Origin of the sequence: Phaeospirillum tilakii, assembly GCF_042683125.1 — a bacterium.
GTDB lineage: Bacteria > Pseudomonadota > Alphaproteobacteria > Rhodospirillales > Magnetospirillaceae > Phaeospirillum > Phaeospirillum tilakii.
Genome location: NZ_JBHUIY010000042.1, coordinates 1 through 15930, shown reverse-complemented (window position 1 = coordinate 15930; position 15930 = coordinate 1). Strand labels below are relative to the sequence as shown.

The 15930-nt window shown below is 66.6% G+C and carries 17 protein-coding genes; 12 read left to right on the top strand and 5 right to left on the bottom strand.

The window, feature by feature from the left end; translation table 11 throughout:
- The first annotated feature begins 42 nt into the window (after nucleotides 1-42).
- The 3 genes from fsa to ACFSNB_RS16030 all read left to right on the top strand — a co-directional run bounded on the left by fsa (nucleotide 43) and on the right by ACFSNB_RS16030 (nucleotide 4037).
- The gene (fsa, locus tag ACFSNB_RS16040; RefSeq protein ID WP_377318387.1) at nucleotides 43-699 is read left to right on the top strand and encodes a fructose-6-phosphate aldolase; all 657 of its coding nucleotides are present in this window, start codon (nucleotides 43-45) and stop codon (nucleotides 697-699) included.
- Between the two features lie 90 nt (nucleotides 700-789).
- The gene (locus ACFSNB_RS16035) at nucleotides 790-1908 is read left to right on the top strand and encodes a zinc transporter ZntB (protein ID WP_377318385.1); all 1119 of its coding nucleotides are present in this window, start codon (nucleotides 790-792) and stop codon (nucleotides 1906-1908) included.
- On the top strand, nucleotides 1905-4037 hold the full coding sequence (locus tag ACFSNB_RS16030) for an RNA degradosome polyphosphate kinase (protein WP_377318383.1): 2133 nt from the start codon (nucleotides 1905-1907) through the stop codon (nucleotides 4035-4037). Before ACFSNB_RS16035 ends, ACFSNB_RS16030 begins: the two co-directional genes overlap by 4 nt.
- Before the next feature lie 223 nt (nucleotides 4038-4260).
- Here the strand turns inward: ACFSNB_RS16030 and ACFSNB_RS16025 are convergent, their stop codons facing one another.
- Entirely contained in the window at nucleotides 4261-5040 is a 780-nt protein-coding gene (locus ACFSNB_RS16025; protein WP_377318381.1) for an enoyl-CoA hydratase-related protein, read from the bottom strand.
- Nucleotides 5041-5142: 102 nt separating this feature from the next.
- Between ACFSNB_RS16025 and ACFSNB_RS16020 the strand changes: the two genes are divergently transcribed.
- From ACFSNB_RS16020 to rfbD, 3 genes are all read left to right on the top strand, one after another.
- A complete protein-coding gene (locus ACFSNB_RS16020; RefSeq protein WP_377318379.1) occupies nucleotides 5143-5838 on the top strand; it encodes an orotate phosphoribosyltransferase in 696 nt (231 codons plus the stop codon).
- Between the two features lie 64 nt (nucleotides 5839-5902).
- Nucleotides 5903-6844, top strand: a complete 942-nt coding sequence (locus ACFSNB_RS16015) for a radical SAM/SPASM domain-containing protein (protein ID WP_377318377.1) — start codon at nucleotides 5903-5905, stop codon at nucleotides 6842-6844.
- A 19-nt stretch (nucleotides 6845-6863) separates the two neighbouring features.
- The gene (gene rfbD / locus ACFSNB_RS16010; RefSeq protein WP_377318375.1) at nucleotides 6864-7730 is read left to right on the top strand and encodes a dTDP-4-dehydrorhamnose reductase; all 867 of its coding nucleotides are present in this window, start codon (nucleotides 6864-6866) and stop codon (nucleotides 7728-7730) included.
- Nucleotides 7731-7875: 145 nt separating this feature from the next.
- On the opposite strand, the gene ACFSNB_RS16005 is transcribed toward rfbD, so the two are convergent.
- The 3 genes from ACFSNB_RS16005 to ACFSNB_RS15995 all read right to left on the bottom strand — a co-directional run bounded on the left by ACFSNB_RS16005 (nucleotide 7876) and on the right by ACFSNB_RS15995 (nucleotide 11886).
- Nucleotides 7876-9270, bottom strand: a complete 1395-nt coding sequence (locus ACFSNB_RS16005; RefSeq protein ID WP_377318373.1) for an MBOAT family O-acyltransferase — start codon at nucleotides 9268-9270, stop codon at nucleotides 7876-7878.
- Nucleotides 9260-11002, bottom strand: a complete 1743-nt coding sequence (locus tag ACFSNB_RS16000; RefSeq protein ID WP_377318371.1) for a hypothetical protein — start codon at nucleotides 11000-11002, stop codon at nucleotides 9260-9262. The genes ACFSNB_RS16005 and ACFSNB_RS16000 overlap by 11 nt, the downstream gene beginning before the upstream one ends.
- A gap of 443 nt (nucleotides 11003-11445) precedes the next feature.
- On the bottom strand, nucleotides 11446-11886 hold the full coding sequence (locus tag ACFSNB_RS15995; RefSeq protein ID WP_377318369.1) for a nucleoside deaminase: 441 nt from the start codon (nucleotides 11884-11886) through the stop codon (nucleotides 11446-11448).
- Nucleotides 11887-11964: 78 nt separating this feature from the next.
- Between ACFSNB_RS15995 and ACFSNB_RS15990 the strand changes: the two genes are divergently transcribed.
- Genes ACFSNB_RS15990 through rsmD form a run of 3 tightly spaced genes read left to right on the top strand, consistent with a single transcriptional unit; the run spans nucleotide 11965 to nucleotide 14067 of the window.
- Complete coding sequence (locus tag ACFSNB_RS15990) at nucleotides 11965-12657, top strand: gamma-glutamyl-gamma-aminobutyrate hydrolase family protein (RefSeq protein ID WP_377318367.1); 693 nt, start codon at nucleotides 11965-11967, stop codon at nucleotides 12655-12657.
- A complete protein-coding gene (locus ACFSNB_RS15985) occupies nucleotides 12654-13544 on the top strand; it encodes a pseudouridine synthase (RefSeq protein ID WP_377318365.1) in 891 nt (296 codons plus the stop codon). The genes ACFSNB_RS15990 and ACFSNB_RS15985 overlap by 4 nt, the downstream gene beginning before the upstream one ends.
- Nucleotides 13516-14067 (top strand): 16S rRNA (guanine(966)-N(2))-methyltransferase RsmD, encoded by a 552-nt coding sequence (rsmD, locus tag ACFSNB_RS15980; RefSeq protein ID WP_377318363.1) that lies wholly within the window; start codon nucleotides 13516-13518, stop codon nucleotides 14065-14067. The genes ACFSNB_RS15985 and rsmD overlap by 29 nt, the downstream gene beginning before the upstream one ends.
- A gap of 30 nt (nucleotides 14068-14097) precedes the next feature.
- On the opposite strand, the gene ACFSNB_RS15975 is transcribed toward rsmD, so the two are convergent.
- Entirely contained in the window at nucleotides 14098-14688 is a 591-nt protein-coding gene (locus ACFSNB_RS15975) for a protein phosphatase CheZ (protein WP_377318361.1), read from the bottom strand.
- Nucleotides 14689-14995: 307 nt separating this feature from the next.
- Here ACFSNB_RS15975 and rpmH point away from each other — a divergent pair, with 307 nt between their 5' ends.
- The 3 genes from rpmH to yidD are packed head-to-tail and all read left to right on the top strand — an operon-like array spanning nucleotide 14996 to nucleotide 15779.
- Nucleotides 14996-15130 (top strand): 50S ribosomal protein L34, encoded by a 135-nt coding sequence (rpmH, locus tag ACFSNB_RS15970; RefSeq protein WP_377318359.1) that lies wholly within the window; start codon nucleotides 14996-14998, stop codon nucleotides 15128-15130.
- Between the two features lie 5 nt (nucleotides 15131-15135).
- Nucleotides 15136-15522 carry a ribonuclease P protein component gene (gene rnpA, locus ACFSNB_RS15965; protein ID WP_377318357.1) on the top strand — a complete coding sequence of 129 codons (387 nt, stop codon included), beginning with the start codon at nucleotides 15136-15138 and terminating at the stop codon, nucleotides 15520-15522.
- A gap of 8 nt (nucleotides 15523-15530) precedes the next feature.
- The gene (gene yidD / locus ACFSNB_RS15960; protein ID WP_377318355.1) at nucleotides 15531-15779 is read left to right on the top strand and encodes a membrane protein insertion efficiency factor YidD; all 249 of its coding nucleotides are present in this window, start codon (nucleotides 15531-15533) and stop codon (nucleotides 15777-15779) included.
- Nucleotides 15780-15930: the final 151 nt, after the last annotated feature.

Genomic DNA, 15930 nt, shown 5'->3' with positions numbered 1-15930 from the left:
GTCTGACCGCCGCCCCGCCGCACCCATCAGGGAGTCCGTTCCGTGAAGTTCTTCATCGATACCGCCGACGTTGCCGAGATCCGCGAGCTGGCCGCCACCGGGCTGGTCGATGGCGTCACCACCAATCCGTCGCTGATCGCCAAGAGCGGGCGCAAGATTCTCGATGTGATCGCCGAGATCTGCGACATCGTTCCCGGCCCGATCTCGGCCGAGGTCGGCGCCACCGATTTCGACACCATGCTGGCCGAGGGCCGCAAGCTGGCGGCGCTGCGTCCCAACGTCGCGGTCAAGGTGCCGCTGACCTTCCCCGGCCTCAAGACCTGCAAGGTGCTGGCCGACGAGGGGGTCCGGGTCAACGTCACCCTGTGCTTCTCGGCCAATCAGGCGATCCTGGCCGCCAAGGCCGGCGCCGCCTTCGTCTCGCCCTTCGTCGGCCGGCTCGACGATATCGGCCAGGACGGGATGGAACTGATCGGCGACATCGTCTCGATCTTCGACAATTACCCCGCCTTCACCACCGAGGTGCTGGCCGCCTCGATCCGCCATCCGATGCATGTCACCGAGGCGGCCCGCCTCGGCGCCCATGTCGCCACCGTGCCGCCGTCGGTGCTGCGCCAGATGGTCCAGCATCCGCTGACCGACAAGGGGCTGGCCACCTTCCTCGCCGACTGGCAGAAGACCGGTCAGGCGATTCTCTGACCCAGGACGTTTGCCATAGAAGGGATGGCGCGGGTGGGATAGTCTGACGATCCCGCCCGCACCGGTCGCGGGCTGATGACGGGAAGCAGGATGGCGGCGGATCGGGACCTTTGCGCCGGGCTCGAACCCGGTCTGCGTTTCGCGATGCTGGCCACCCCGAGCGGTGGCTATCTCGATCTCGACTGGGCCGGGGTGCGGGCCTGGCGCCCGGCCGACGGTTTCCTGTGGATCCATCTCGAACGCGACGATCCGGTCGCCCAGGACTGGGTGCGCGAGCAGGCCGGGCTTGATCCGCTGGTGGCGCTGGCGCTGCTGGCCGACGAATCCCGCCCCCGGGTCGAGGATGTCGATGACGCCCTGCTGGTGGTGCTGCGCGGGGTCAACAAGGCCCGTCCCGGCGAGCCCGAACCCGGCGCCCTCGATTCCGAACTGGTGCCGATCCACATCTGGATGGAGGCGACCCGCTGCATCTCGCTGCGCGACAAGGCCCACAGCCTGACCGCGCTGCGCGACCTGCGCCTGTCGATGCTGAACGGCAAGGGGCCGCGCGGCGCCGGCGCGCTGATGGCCCGCATCGCCGAAAAGGTCACCGACCATGTCGGCGATCTGGTCGATGACCTGGAGGAGACGATTTCGCAGCTGGAGGATCAGTTGAGCGAGGGCGGCCCCCACCGCCTGCGCGGGGCGATCGCCGATTGCCGGCGCGGGGTGGTGCAGGTGCGGCGCTATCTCGCCCCCCAGCGCGACGCGCTCTACCGCCTGCGCGCCGACGACGCCAGCTGGCTGACCAAGCGGGCCAAGACCCACCTGCGCGAGGTCAACGACCGCCTCAGCCGCCATCTCGAAGACCTCGACGAAATCCGCGCCCGCGCCTCGATCCTCCAGGAGGAACTGGCGGCGGTGGTGGCGGAACAGACCAACCGCAACCTCTACATCCTGTCGGTGGTGACGGTGATCACCCTGCCGATGACCTTCGTCACCGGCTTTTTCGGGATGAACACCGGCGGGCTGCCGTTCGGGCCCGACCATCCCCAGGGCACCCTGCTCGCCGCCGGCGCGATCCTGGCCACCGCCGGCCTGACCGCGCTGGTGCTGCGCTTCGGCCTGTCGCGCGCCGGCGGGGTCTCCGCCACCGGCGATCCCGCGCCGCCGTCTCCCGACTCCGTTTCCCCCTGTTCCGAACCGAGCCAGAAGGACTCACCGCGATGACCGCGATCACCGAACCGGAGGCGCCGCTGCCGTCCGATCGTTTCTTCAACCGCGAACTGTCCTGGCTCGCCTTCAATACCCGGGTGATCGAGGAGGCGTTCAATCCGCGCCATCCCCTGCTGGAACGGCTGCGTTTCCTGTCGATTTCGGCCTCGAATCTCGACGAGTTCTACATGGTCCGCGTCGCCGGCCTCAAGGGGCAGGTCGAGGCCGGGATGTCCCCGCCCAGCCAGGACGGGCTGACTCCGGCCGAGCAGCTCGCGGCGATCAGCCGCTACGCCGCCGAACTGATGGCCACCCAATATCGCGGCTGGCGCGAGCTGAAGCACGAGTTGCAGGCGGTCGGCATCAACGTGGTCAAGACCGATCATCTGTCGGCCGAGGATGTCGCCTGGCTGGGCGCCAACTTCGCCGAGCAGATTTTCCCGGCGCTGACGCCGCTGGCGATCGACCCGGCCCATCCCTTCCCGTTCATCCCCAATCTCGGCCTCGCCCTGGTGGCGCGGCTGACCCGCCAGCGCGACGGCGAATCGCTGCGGGCGCTGGTGCCGGTGCCGCCGCAGCTGCGCCGTTTCCTCCGCCTGCCGGGCGAGGGGATCCGTTTCTATCCGCTCGAGGACGCCATCACCCTGTTCCTCGACCGGCTGTTCCCCGGCTTCGAGGTCGAGGGCAGCGGCATGTTCCGCGTCATCCGCGATTCCGAGATGGAAATCGACGAAGAGGCGGAGGATCTGGTGCGGACCTTCGAATCCGCCCTCAAGCGGCGCCGGCTCGGCCGGGTGATCCTGCTGACCTTCAAGTCGGGCATCCCCGAGGACCTCAAGGCGCTGATCGTCGCCGAGATGCACGCCGCCCCCAGCGACGTGTTCGAGTTCGAGGGCCGGCTCGGGCTGGTCGATGCCCGCCAGATCATCACCGACCAGCGCGCCGATCTGCTGTTTCCGCCCTACCACGCCCGTTTCCCCGAACGGATCCGCGATTTCGGCGGCGATTGCTTCGCCGCGATCCGCCAGAAGGACATCGTGGTCCACCATCCGTTCGAAAGCTTCGACGTGGTGGTGCAGTTCATCCGGCAGGCGGCGCGCGACCCGCAGGTGGTGGCGATCAAGCAGACCCTCTACCGCACCAGCGCCGACAGCCCGATCGTCAAGGCCCTGGTCGAGGCGGCCGAGGCCGGCAAGTCGGTCACCTGCATGGTCGAGCTGAAGGCCCGGTTCGACGAGGAAGCCAACATCCGCCTCGCCCGCACCCTGGAACGGGCCGGGGCCCAGGTGGTGTTCGGCTTCATGGAGCTGAAGACCCACGCCAAGGTGTCGCTGGTGGTGCGGCGCGAGGACGGCAAGCTGGTGTCCTACGTCCATTTCGGCACCGGCAACTACCACCCGATCACCGCCAAGATCTACACCGACCTGTCGTTCTTCACCTGCGACCCGGTGCTGTGCCGCGACGCCGCCCGCACCTTCAATTTCATGACCGGCTACGCGGTGCCGGAGGGGCTGGAGAAGCTGGCGATCGCGCCGCTGTTCCTGCGCCAGCGCCTGCTCGACCTGATCGCGGCCGAGATCGCCCACGCCCGCGCCGGCCGGCCGGCGACGATCTGGGCCAAGCTCAACTCGCTGGTCGATCCGCAATTGATCGACGCGCTCTACCGCGCCTCGCAGGCCGGGGTGCAGATCGATCTGGTGATCCGCGGCATCTGCTGCCTGCGGCCCGGCCTGCCCGGTCTGTCGGAGACGATCCGGGTCCGCAGCATCGTCGGCCGCTTCCTCGAACATGCCCGTATCCTCTGTTTCGGCAACGGCGCGCCGCTGCCGTCGCGGCAGGCCAAGGTGTTCATCTCCTCGGCCGACTGGATGGGCCGCAACATGGACCGCCGGGTGGAGACCCTGGTGCCGATCGAAAACGCCACCGTCCACGCCCAGATCCTCGACGAGATCATGGTCGCCAACCTGCGCGACACCGAACAATGCTGGCTGCTCGACGCCGAGGGTACCTACCGCCGGCTCGATCCGGGCGAAACCCCGTTCAATGCCCACGCCTATTTCATGACCAACCCGTCGCTGTCGGGACGGGGCAGCGCCCTGGCCGCTCCCGCCCCCAAAACCCGGCCGCACCGCAAACGGGGGTAGGGGCGGGAAAAAGACGCGGGCTCTGCCCGCACCCGCCAAGGGCCGCAAGGCCCTTGGATCCCATCGATGGTCGGCGACCTTGTCCAAGCCGGGAAAGGATTGCGGGCTTCGCCCGCGCTGACCCCCATCGCCCAAGCTGACAGGCGCCGGCCACGCCCGACCATCAAAGGGTTCCAAGGGCCTTGCGGCCCTTGGCGGGTGCGGGCAGAGCCCGCGTTTTTTTTCAGCGTCCGGTGAACACCGGCTTGCGGCGGGCGCGGAAGGCGGCGAGGCCCTCGGCGTAATCTTCGGTGGCGAGGAAGCGGTAGGTTTCCTCCTCGTCGGCCCGGGTCAGCGGGGTGGGATCGTCGAGGCGGCGCAGGAATGCCTTGTGCCAGCGGTGCGACAGCGGCGCGGTTTCGGCGAGGCGGCGGGTGGTGGCCTCGATCTCGGCCTCCAGGGCCTCGTCGGCGACGACGCGGGTCACCAGCCCCTTGGCCAGCGCCTCGTCGGCGTCGAGCAGGCGGCCTTCGAGCAGCAGTTCGAGGGTGATGGCGGGGCCGACGATGCGGCGGATGGTGTCGAGTTCGGGATGGGCCATCGCCAGCCCGAGCCGGTTGATCGGCACGCCGAAGCGGCCGGAGCGGGCCGACAGGCGCAGGTCGCAGCAGCAGGCCAGTTCGAGCCCGCCGCCGACGCACGGCCCCCAGATCGCCGCCACCACCGGCTGCGGGCAGGTGCGGATCGCCTGGAGGGCGGCGCGCAGTTCGGCATCGTAGGCGCGGGTCTGTTCGGGGGTGGACCGCACCGTGTCGAACTCGTCGATGTCGGCCCCGGAGGCGAAGGCGCGGGTGCCGGCGCCGCGCAGCACCACCACCCGCACCGAATCGTCGGCGGCGAGCGTGGTGAAGGCGGCGGCGAGGCCGCGCCACATCGGCAGATCGAGCGCGTTGAGCCGGTCCGGCCGGTCGAGCAGCACCGTCGCCACCGCGCCGGCGCGGTCGAGCCTGATTGCCTCGGTCATCATCCCCCCTGTTGTTTTCCGTTGCGCTGAGCTTGCAGGATATCGGCGATTGTGCCTATAGAGCGCGCACGCGACAAGCAGCCGACCAGGAGAGGGCGTTCCATGGCACATACCGTTTCCCGCACCCATGAACAGAAGCAGGCGGCGCTGACCGCCGCGAGCATCCTGTTGGAAATCGGCGCGGTCAATTTTCGCCCCGAGGAGCCCTACATCCTGACCTCGGGCTGGGCCAGCCCGGTCTATGTCGATTGCCGCAAGGTGATTTCGTTCCCGCGCGCCCGCGCCCGCATCGTCGAACTGATGAGCAATGCGATCCTGCGCCAGTCGGGCTATGAATCGGTCGATGCGATCGTCGGCGGCGAGACCGCCGGCATTCCCTATGCCGCCTGGATCGCCGAGCGGCTCGGCCTGCCGATGCTGTATGTTCGCAAGAAGCCGAAGGGCTTCGGCCGCAACGCCCAGATCGAGGGCGATTTCGAGGACGGCGCCCGGGTGGTGCTGGTCGAGGACCTCGCCTCCGACGGCGCCTCGAAGGTCAATTTCGTCAACGCCCTGCGCGAGGCCGGCTGCAAGGTCGATTTCTCGTTCGTGGTGTTCTTCTACGGCGTGTTCCCCGGCGCGCTGAAGTCGCTGGAAGAGATCGGCGTCGAGCTGAACTACCTCGCCAACTGGTGGGACGTGCTGGAAGTGGCGGAAAACCGTCCGGGCTCGTTCAGCCGTTCCGACATCGAGGCGGTGCGCTCGTTCCTGCACGATCCGGTGCAGTGGTCGGCGCTGCACGGCGGCCGCGGCGCGTAAGGCCCGGTTCGGGCGGGGCCGCCGGTCCCGCCCGATGTTTTCCTCTGTTCCGGGGTACGCGGACATGGCCAAGCTTGAGGTCACGACCAACATCCATTGCCCGCTGATGTGTCGGCCCTGTCCGCAAAAGGGGTTCCTCGCCGCCTATGGCGAGGCGATCCGTGAGCACCGGATGCTCAAGCTGGCGGATTTCGCCACCTTCCTGGCCAAGACCCCCCGGCATGTCACCATCGTCTTCAGCGGCATGTCGGAGCCGTTCATCAATCCCGACTGCATCGCGATGATTGAGCTGGCGCTGTCGTCCGGCTTCAAGGTCGAGGTCTATTCGACCCTGTTCCGCCTGTCGCTGGCCGACGCGGAAAAGCTGCTGGCGCTGATGCGGCAATACGGGCCCCAGGTCAACCGGATGGTGGTCCACCTGCCCGACGCGCGCGGCAACATGCCGGGCTGGAAGCCCAGCCCGGAATACGAGGCGGTGCTCGGCCTGCTGCGCGCGGCCAACAAGGACCGCGCCATCACCAAGATCGCCGCGATCACCATGGACGATTCGGGCGAGGTCGATCCCCGGCTGGCCCATCTCCGCCTGCGGCTGCGCCGGCATGGCTGGAAGCCCAATTCGCGCGCCGGCAGCCTCGACGACGCCCTGATCGCCAGCGAGACCGCCCGGCCGACCACCCCCCGCCACGCGATGCCGCTCCAGTGCAGCCGCGATCCCGGCTACGACAACAACATCCTGCTGCCCAACGGCGAGGTGCTGCTGTGCTGTCAGGACTGGTCGAAGAAGCACGTCCTCGGCAATTATTTCGACCAATCCTATTACGAGCTGTTCGCCGGCCCCGAGATGACCGCGATCCGGGTTGACAATCTGAAGGCCGAATTTTCCGAGCGCAGCCTGTGCCGCCAATGCGTCCATGCCGTGCCGCTGGTGCCGGAGCCGAAGGTCAAGCGGCCCAATCTGCTGGCCCGGCTGACCGCCCGCTTCCGCCGCTCGCGCAAGGGCTGGTGAGCGGCCCGGGGGCGGGGCGGTGACGCTCCTGGTGTTCGGCGGCGCCGGCCAGCTCGGCCGCGCCCTGGCCCGGGCCGGCGGCGACGCGGTGCGCGGCTGCGGCCGGGCCGAGGCCGACATCACCCGTCCGGCCGAGGTGGTCGCCGCCTTCGACCGCCACCGCCCGACCCTGGTGGTCAATGCCGCCGCCCATACCGCGGTCGATCAGGCCGAAAGCGAGCCGGAGCGGGCCTTCGCCATCAATGCCGATGGCCCGGCGGTGCTGGCCGAGGCCTGCCGGGTCCACGGCCTGCCGCTGATCCACCTCTCCACCGATTACGTGTTCGACGGCAGCGCCCGGCGTCCCTATCGCGAGGACGACCCGACCGCGCCGCTCGGGGTCTATGGCCGCTCCAAGCTGGCGGGGGAGCGGGCGGTGCGGGCCGGGCTCGACGCCCACCTGATCCTGCGCACCGCCTGGGTGGTCAGCCCGGGCGGGCGCAATTTCGTGCTGACGATGCTGCGCCTTGCCCGCGAGCGGGCCGAAATCGGGGTGGTGACCGACCAGCGCGGCAGCCCGACCAGCGCCGCCGCGCTGGCCGAGGCGATCCTGCGGCTGGCGGCGCGACTGGAAGCCGGGGCCGGCGGCTTCGGCACCTTCCATTTCACCGGCGGCGGCGCCACCACCTGGCACGACCTGGCCGCCCACATCTTCCGCCGCGCCGCCGAACGCGGCCTGACGGTGCCGGTGCTGAAGCCGCTTTCCAGCGCCCAGTTTCCCACCCCGGCGCGGCGTCCGGCCTGGTCGGTGCTGGATTGCTCCCGCATCCGGGCGGTGCATGGGATCGAACAGACCCCCTGGCCGGTGCTGGTCGATGCCTGCCTGGAGCAGATCTGGTCGGCTTGAGGTGGGCTCCGCCCGCGTCCGCCAAGGGCCGCAAGGCCCTTGTTGGTGTGGACGGCCCCTTACGGCATCTTTGTGCCAAAGTTGGGCAGTCACCGTCCAGCCATAGGGAGCCTCAACGGGGGGACTCTTCGCTGCGTCGAAAGGCTCAGAACTGGAAGTAGATGAAGGTTTTGGGAGTTCCGGCGGTTGTGACAAACACCGTTAAGGCGATCAGGCTATAGGTCAGGGCTTTGACCGGAATGGGCAAGGCCAAATAGTGGGTGCGGAGATCGACACGTTCGGTGAGGTACTGCCAGCCCCATGACGCGGCGATGATCAGGGCCGCGATCACCATTCCGTAGGTGTAGGCCGGCCCGATGCCGCCTGAAACCATCTGAACGAGCAAAGCCTCAGCGGAGGGGAGGTCCTTGGCGCGGAAGGGGATCCAAATCAGCGCCACAAGGTGAAACACTAGCAGCGAGCGAAGCAGGCCCGGGCGACCGGTGCCACCTGGGATCGCTCTTTCGATACAGAGCAGGGCGCCATGAAGCCCCCCCCACAGAACGAAATGCCAAGCGGCGCCGTGCCAAGCGCCCCCCAACAGCATGGTGAGCATCAGGTTGCGGTAGACTCCCCACTTTGTCTTCATTCTGTTGCCGCCGAGGGAAATATACAGGTAGTCACGAAGCCACGATGACAGGGTCAAGTGCCAGCGCCGCCAGAAATCGGTGATGCTGACGGCAACATAGGGACGGCGAAAATTCTCTGGCAGTTCGTAGCCTAACAGTTTGCCGCAGCCGCGGGCTATGTCGGTATAGCCCGAGAAGTCAAAGAAAATTTGCAGGGCAAAGGCGTAAACGCCAAGCCACGCGACAAGCGAATCCACGGAATGTGGTGCGTCAAAAGCCGCGTCGGCATAAATGGCAAGCGTATCCGCCAGGACGAGTTTTTTGAAAATTCCGACAAAGATGAGATACAGCGCTAACTCAAAATCATGAAGGGACAGGGTTGGCTTTTTATTTATCTGCGGAAAAAAGTCGGCGGCGCGGATGATGGGGCCAGCAATGAGATGAGGAAAAAAGGAAACCAGAAAAGCCAGCCGGGACCATTGCCGTTCGGCGGGAATTTGCCGCCGATACACGTCGATCGTGTAGCTAAGGGCCTCGAATGTAAAAAACGATATTCCAACCGGCAACATGATCTGAGCCTCAACCCAATTCAGTTTCCAGCCGATTGAGGCAAGCCCCTCGACAATGCTCCCAATAAAAAAGTTGAAATACTTAAAATAAAAAAGCAGGCCAAGATTCGAGATCAGTGAGACGGAAAGCAGAAGCTTGCGTCTCCGTTCGTTGGTTTCGACGGCCATCCGCAGGCAGAGCGCCCAGTCGATGGTTGTCGTCAGGAGCAGCAGGGCGATTTGCCAGTGGTTGTTGGAGAAGTAGAACCAAAAGCTTGCAATGAGAATAACCCAGAGTCGCAAGGGGCGGCAGGGGGAGGTCAGCCAGGAGATGGTCAGCACCGTCAAAAAGAAAAAAAGATATTCAAACGTATTAAAAAGCATGGCGAGGCTCGTTTTTATCGACAAAAGGTCGAAGCGATTCGGCAATCATTGGGGTGTATTTTTCCATTCCTTTCTGGTTGAGGTGGTCCCAGTCAAAATAATCGTCATCTTTCAGGGTGCTGAGGTCGGTTCGAACGTAAGGAAAGCCTGCCGCGCGCACCCTCGGTTCGATCCGTTCCCGCATGAAGGCGCGCCACTTGTCCCTGACGATTGGATTCCGGTAGACGAAAGGCGCCTCTTCCAGTTCGTTGACGATCAAGGGAATTCCCGCATCCTGGAAGGTTGCCAGGATCGTGTCGAACAGGCGGAGCAATCCGGCGTCGGGCTCGGGAATGATCTGAGACAAGGCTTGGGCATCGTCGATTGGCTGAAGCCCCATCTCCGCCTGTTTGCGACGGAAAAAAGCGGGGTCGATTTCAACGCGGTAATATCCTCCCCCCGCGAGAAAAGCGGTCAAGGAGACCAAATGGCCCTGGTCCCTGTTTTCGACGATGGAGGCTTCCGGGAAACGGCCGGTCAGCGCGACCCAGGCGTCCCGATCCTGCGTGGGGAGCGGCAGCGACCCAGGGGGCGATTCGGGTGGCGATTCGGGGGAGGGGAGGGCGACGAGATCCCGGTTCAGCCATCTGTAGATGTCGTCACGTGTTTCATCCCGTTTTGTGAAGGCCCGCAGCAGAGGGCTGAAGAAAGCAACGTTATCGCCCAATCCATTCGTCGGCACGTTCCAGAACAGATACTGAAGCGCAATCAAGGGTGGGATCGGGTAGACTCTCTGGATAAAGGGAGACTTTCTGTCGGCTCCATCGGTCAGCTTTCCCAGAACCAGACGCTTTAGCGTTGTCAGGAGTGGCATATTGTAAAATAGCTGTGTGCTTGTGCCTGAGTAAAAATTTTGATGCCCGATCGACCAGACGACGATTGTGCCGGGCTTGATGTGCGGGATCAGATCGCGCACCAGTGGATACTGGGTTGGGAACCAATTGGAGAATTGGGCCAGATTTATGGAGTGGGTTCCCAGAATGGGGTCAATCAATTCCGGATGTATTCCGCAGTAAGTACGGCTATCGCCCAGGAAAACCAGATCGTAACGGCCACTCGCCTGCCGATAGAATGCCGCGCGCTCGATGACGCCGCGATCGCCGCCGGCAACGGGTTGAACTGCGGGAACCTGCCACGGACGGTGAAGGGTGAGTGCCATTCCGGTCGCCGCCGCAAAGATCCCGGAATAAAGCAGTACCGTTCCGCGCAGAGTGGTGGGGCGGCACATCCGGGTCACCCAGTGAGCCGATCCGGTTGGGCGCAGGCCCCGGAACAGGCTCCAACACACGACAACCATGGCTAACCCGTTGAGCCAAATCGGGGGGAACAATCGCGCGGTGATGGCGTAATCATGGGTGTTGAAACGAGGATCGGAATGATCCGATGACGAAAACAGGAGTGACTTTCCCCAGTGAGAATAGCGGCCGCCGCCGAGGCGTCTGATGTCATCATGCAGAACGTGAGCGGGACCAAGCGCAATCCCGGATTCTCTCAGAATCAGGGTTGATCGTATCTCATCCAAATTGTCGGTCGAAACATCGGCTATGCGAAAAATAACCGGAAGTTTTAACTTGTATAGTTCTCCGGAAATTTTCTGAATTTCCGAGGGATTTGCTTTGAATTCAAAAGGGATGCCTGCCAAGTTCGCCAGCAGAACTAATCCCGCGACAATAGTAATTGTGTATTTGATCACCTATGACCCCGCGATGTATTTTAATACCCTCATGGCGTGTTTTTTTATGGGGCCGTCGGGGGGTGTACGGATGTGCGCCACGCGGGGTGCCGTTCGCTTCGACTGCCGTAACCTTTGTGTGTAGCTTCTAAAGATGCTGCGTTCTCCTACAACATATGCGAAACATTATCAAGTCGTATGCCGCGATGAATCAGGGCAATCGGGTGAATGGGAATCCTGGGACATTTGTTGGCTGCGCCGGCCTGATTTTGCGGCCTGTGACGTGTTTTCCACAGGCCGCAACGAAAAACAGCCGTCAGGGCGCTATCAGGCGCGTTCACCCGATTGCCCTGCGCGATGAATCGCGCCTCATGGCAAAGAAACAGGATCGTCGAAAGCTGAAGATGCCGATCCTGTTCGATCGGATTCGAACGGAAACTTGCGAAGGGCGGAGCAGCCTGTTTTTAACGTAACGTTTTAAAGAACGCCCGCAGCAACGCGGCGGAAGCGGTTTCGGCGATCCCGCCGTAAACCTCGGGCCGATGGTGGCAGGTGGGGCGGTCGAACACCCGGGCGCCGTGCTCGACGCCGCCGCCCTTGGGGTCGTAGGCGCCGAAATAGAGCCGGCGGATCCGGGCCAGGGCGATCGCGGCGGCGCACATCGGGCAGGGTTCCAGGGTGACGTAGAGGTCGCAGCCATCGAGGCGCGGGCTGCCCAGCGCGGCGCAGGCGGCGCGCAGCACCAGGATCTCGGCGTGGGCGGTGGGGTCGGCGCGGGCTTCGACCTCGTTGCCGGCGGCGGCGAGCGGGCGGCCGTCGCGGACCAGCACCGCGCCGACCGGGACTTCGCCGCGCGCGGCGGCGGCCTCGGCCTCGGCCAGGGCGATCTGCATGAACCGGCTCATGCCTTTCGCTTTAGCATGGCTTCGGCGGCGGCGGAACGCTATAGGAAGCGCCTCGTTTGTTCTGGAGCCCCGGTCGCGATGTCGCGCCGTCCCTGCGTTGGCCTCACCCTCGACCGCGAGCCGCCCGGCGGATTCGCCCGCAGCCCGTGGTACGCCCTGCGCTGCAATTACGCCGAGGCGGTGGCGGCGGCGGGCGGGGTGCCGCTGCTGCTGCCGCATCATCCCGAACTGGCGGCGGAGATGCTCGACCGGCTCGACGCGGTGATCGTCACCGGCGGGGCGTTCGATGTCGATCCGGCGCTGTATGGCGCCGAGCGGGCGGCCGAGACCCGGGCGATCAAGCCGGAGCGGACCGCGTTCGAGCTGGCTTTGCTGCGGGCGGCGCTGGGGCGCGAGCTGCCGCTGCTGGGGATCTGCGGCGGGGCGCAATTGCTGGCGGTGGCGCTGGGGGGCGGGCTGATCCAGCATCTGCCGGGGCATGAGGGCATCCCGGCCGAGCGGGCGGCCCATCCGGTGCGGATCGCGCCGGCAACCCGGCTGGCGGCGATCGTCGGGGCGGATGACATCATGGTCAATTCGACCCATCATCAGGCGATCGGCGCGGTGCCGCCGGGGCTGGTGGTCAACGCCCGCGCCGCCGACGGGGTGGTGGAGGGCGTCGAGATGCCGGGGCGGGTGTTCCGCCTCGGGGTGCAATGGCATCCGGAATACCGGATCGGAACGGCCGACCAGGCGTTGCTGGCGGCCCTGGTGGAGGCGGCGCGGCGATGAGTGACTCTCCTTCTTCTTCCGGCGGCGAGCGGATCGCCAAGCGGCTGGCCCGCGCCGGCCTGTGTTCGCGCCGCGAGGCCGAACGCTGGATCGCCGAGGGGCGGGTCAGCGTCAACGGCACCGTGCTCGACAGTCCGGCCCGGGTGGTCGAGGCCGGCGACCTGATCCTGGTCGATGGCAAGCCGGTGGCCGAGCCGGAGCGGACCCGGCTGTGGCGCTATCACAAGCCGGCCGGGCTGGTCACCACCCACCGCGACCCCGAGGGGCGCAAGACGGTGTTCGCCGCCCTGCCGGCCGACATGCCCCGGGTGGTGTCGGTCGGGCGGCTCGACCTCAATTCCGAAGGGCTGCTGCTGCTGACCAATGACGGCGCGCTGGCGCGGCGGCTGGAACTGCCCGGCAATGCCTGGGTGCGGCGCTACCGCGTCCGCGTCCATGGCGAGGTCGATCCGACCGTGCTGGTGCGGCTGGAGCAGGGCGTTACCGTCGAGGGCGTCACCTATGGCCCGATCAAGGCGATCCTCGACCGCCAGCAGGGCGCCAATGCCTGGCTGACCGTGTCGTTGCAGGAAGGCAAGAACCGCGAGGTCCGCAAGGTGATGGAGCATCTCGGCTGGCCGGTGACCCGGCTGATCCGGGTCGCCTACGGTCCGTTCCAGTTGGGCACCCTGGCCGAGGGCGCCGTCGAGGAGGTGCCGGGCAAGGTGCTGCGCGAGCAATTGGGCGGGGCCAAGCCGGTGCTGAAGCCGAAGGCCGAGTCCCGCTCGGCCGGCGAGCGCGAAAAGGAGGAGCGCCAGGAGCGCCGCGCCGCCGGGCGGGCGCGGGCCGGGGCGGGCAAGCCGACCAAGGAGGGTGGCCGTGCTGCGCCTCGTCGCCGGAACCCATAGGGGCCGCCGTCTGGTCGCGCCGCCCGGCCGCATCGCCCGGCCGACCGCCGACCGGGTGCGGCAGGCGCTGTTCGACATGCTGGCCCATGGCGGGCTGGTCGAGCTGGAGGAGGCGCGGGTGGTCGATGCCTTCGCCGGCTCGGGCGCGCTCGGGCTCGAAGCCCTGTCGCGCGGGGCGGCGCGGGCGTGGTTCCTCGACACCCACCCCGAGTCGCTGGCGGCGATCCGCGCCAATGTCGCCAGCCTGGGCGAGGAGGGCAGGGCGCGGGTGCTGCGCGCCGACGCCACCCGCCCGCCGCCGGCCGAGGCCGCCTGCGATCTGCTGCTGCTCGATCCGCCTTATCATCAGGGGCTGGGGGGGGCGGCGCTGGGTGCGCTTGATGCCGCCGGCTGGGTGGCGCCCGGGGCGCTGGCGGTGATCGAGGTCGCCGCCGACGAGGATCTGGTGGCGCCGCCCGGCTTCACCCTGGCCGACCAGCGCGGCCACGGTCCGGCCCGGCTGTTCTTTCTGCGCAAGGGCTGAGCGTCGCGCGGCCGAGGGCGGCCGGCGGGTTCAGCCGAACAATTTGTCGATGGCGTCCTGGCCGAGCAGGGTGTCGGCCTCGTTCTGGGTCAGGCCCTGGCCGGGCAATTGCGGGCCGTGCAGCAGGGCGCGGTCGGGATCCTCGGCCTTGGCCTCGGTCTCGGCCCCCTGGTTGAGTTCGACCACCACCTTGGTCAGTTCGTCGCGGCCCCAGGTGACGATGATCGCGTTGATCCGCGCCTCGACGAATTTCAGCGAATTGACCACCTTGGCGATGCGCTGGCCGGTGATGTCCTGGAACGAGCAGGCCTCGAACACCTGATTGACGTGGTCGGAGACGGCATTGAAGGTGTCGGCCAGCTCGGGCGGGCTGTCGGGGCGGGCGCGCGCCTTGCTCATCAGGTCGTCGATCGCCTCGACGTTTTCCATGATGGTGTTGGTGGCGCCCTCGGTGGCATCGACGATGGCGTCGAGTTGCTCCGACATGCCGCCGAAATGATCGGCGGAACCGTTGGGATTCAGAGCGGCCAGTTCCGCACGGATCTTTTGCAGATGCCCGAACAGCCCAACCAATTCCCGCTTCAGGTGGGCGTAATCAGCCCCGCCCTTGGAGACGGACATCGAAAAAACCCGCACTCGTTAGTACAGGGCGATCATAGACCGAATATCCAGGGGGCGCCAGTGGTGCAGAAGAAGAAGGTGGGGGGCGATCTCGCCATCCGGTGGCGGATCCGCACGTTACGGGGTGTCGGCGGGGTGGCGCGGCTTCCATTGGCTGTGTCGGGCTGAGGCGGACCCGTTGCGGGAGGGGCGCGCGGCCGGGGCGGCGGCGGGGGAACGGGGGCGCGGCGTGATTGACAGGGCCGGCGCGCCGGCTTATACACGTCCGCTCTTTTTTCCCGTTCCCGCTGTTCATCGGAGAAGCCTCGTGAAGCGTACCTATCAGCCGAGCAAGATCGTTCGCGCCCGCCGTCATGGTTTCCGTGCGCGCATGGCCACCGTCGGCGGCCGTAAGGTGATCGCCAACCGCCGCCGCCAGGGCCGCAAGAAGCTGTCCGCCTAGGGGCGATGACGGCGCGGCTCGAACGGCTGAAAAAACGGGCCGATTTCCTGCGCGTCGCCGGTCTCAGACGCAAATGGGCGGCGCCCGGCCTGATTCTCCAGGCGGCGCCCGGTCCGGACCGGGACGCGAACGCCGACTCCTTGCGGGTCGGCTTCACCGTCTCCAAGAAGGTGGGTAATTCGGTCTGCCGCAACCGCGCCCGGCGAAGGCTGCGCGCGGCGGTGGCCGAGCTGTTTCCCTCCCGTGCCGCGCCCGGCCTCGATTACGTGGTGATCGGCCGTCGCGAAACCCTGACGCGGCCATATTCTCTTCTCTTGCAGGATTTGGCCACGGCGTTAAAACGTCTCGGCGCCCTGCGCGTCGAGTCTGTCACGCCGTCGCCCGGCGCGTGAGGAGAGTGATGAACCCCGTCGGTGTGGTCCTGCGCGGCGCGATCCGCGCCTACCAATACCTGATCTCGCCGCTGCTGCCGCCGAGCTGCCGGTTCCTGCCCTCGTGCTCGGCCTATGCGGCCGAGGCGATCGAGGTGCATGGGCCGCTGGCCGGGTCGGCGCTGGCGGTTCGCCGTCTCTGCCGCTGCCACCCCTGGTCGGAGGGGGGATTCGATCCGGTTCCTCCGCGCTCCCGTCAGTCGGAAAGGATGTCATGAACGACCAGCGCAACCTCTTCGCCGCCATTGCCGTTTCGGTCCTGATCCTGGTCGGCTGGCAATATTTCTTCCCGAGCAAGCCGCCGGAGCCGACCCCGGCCGCCCAGACCGCGCCGGCCGCCGGCCCCGCCGCGACGCCGCCGGCCGCCCC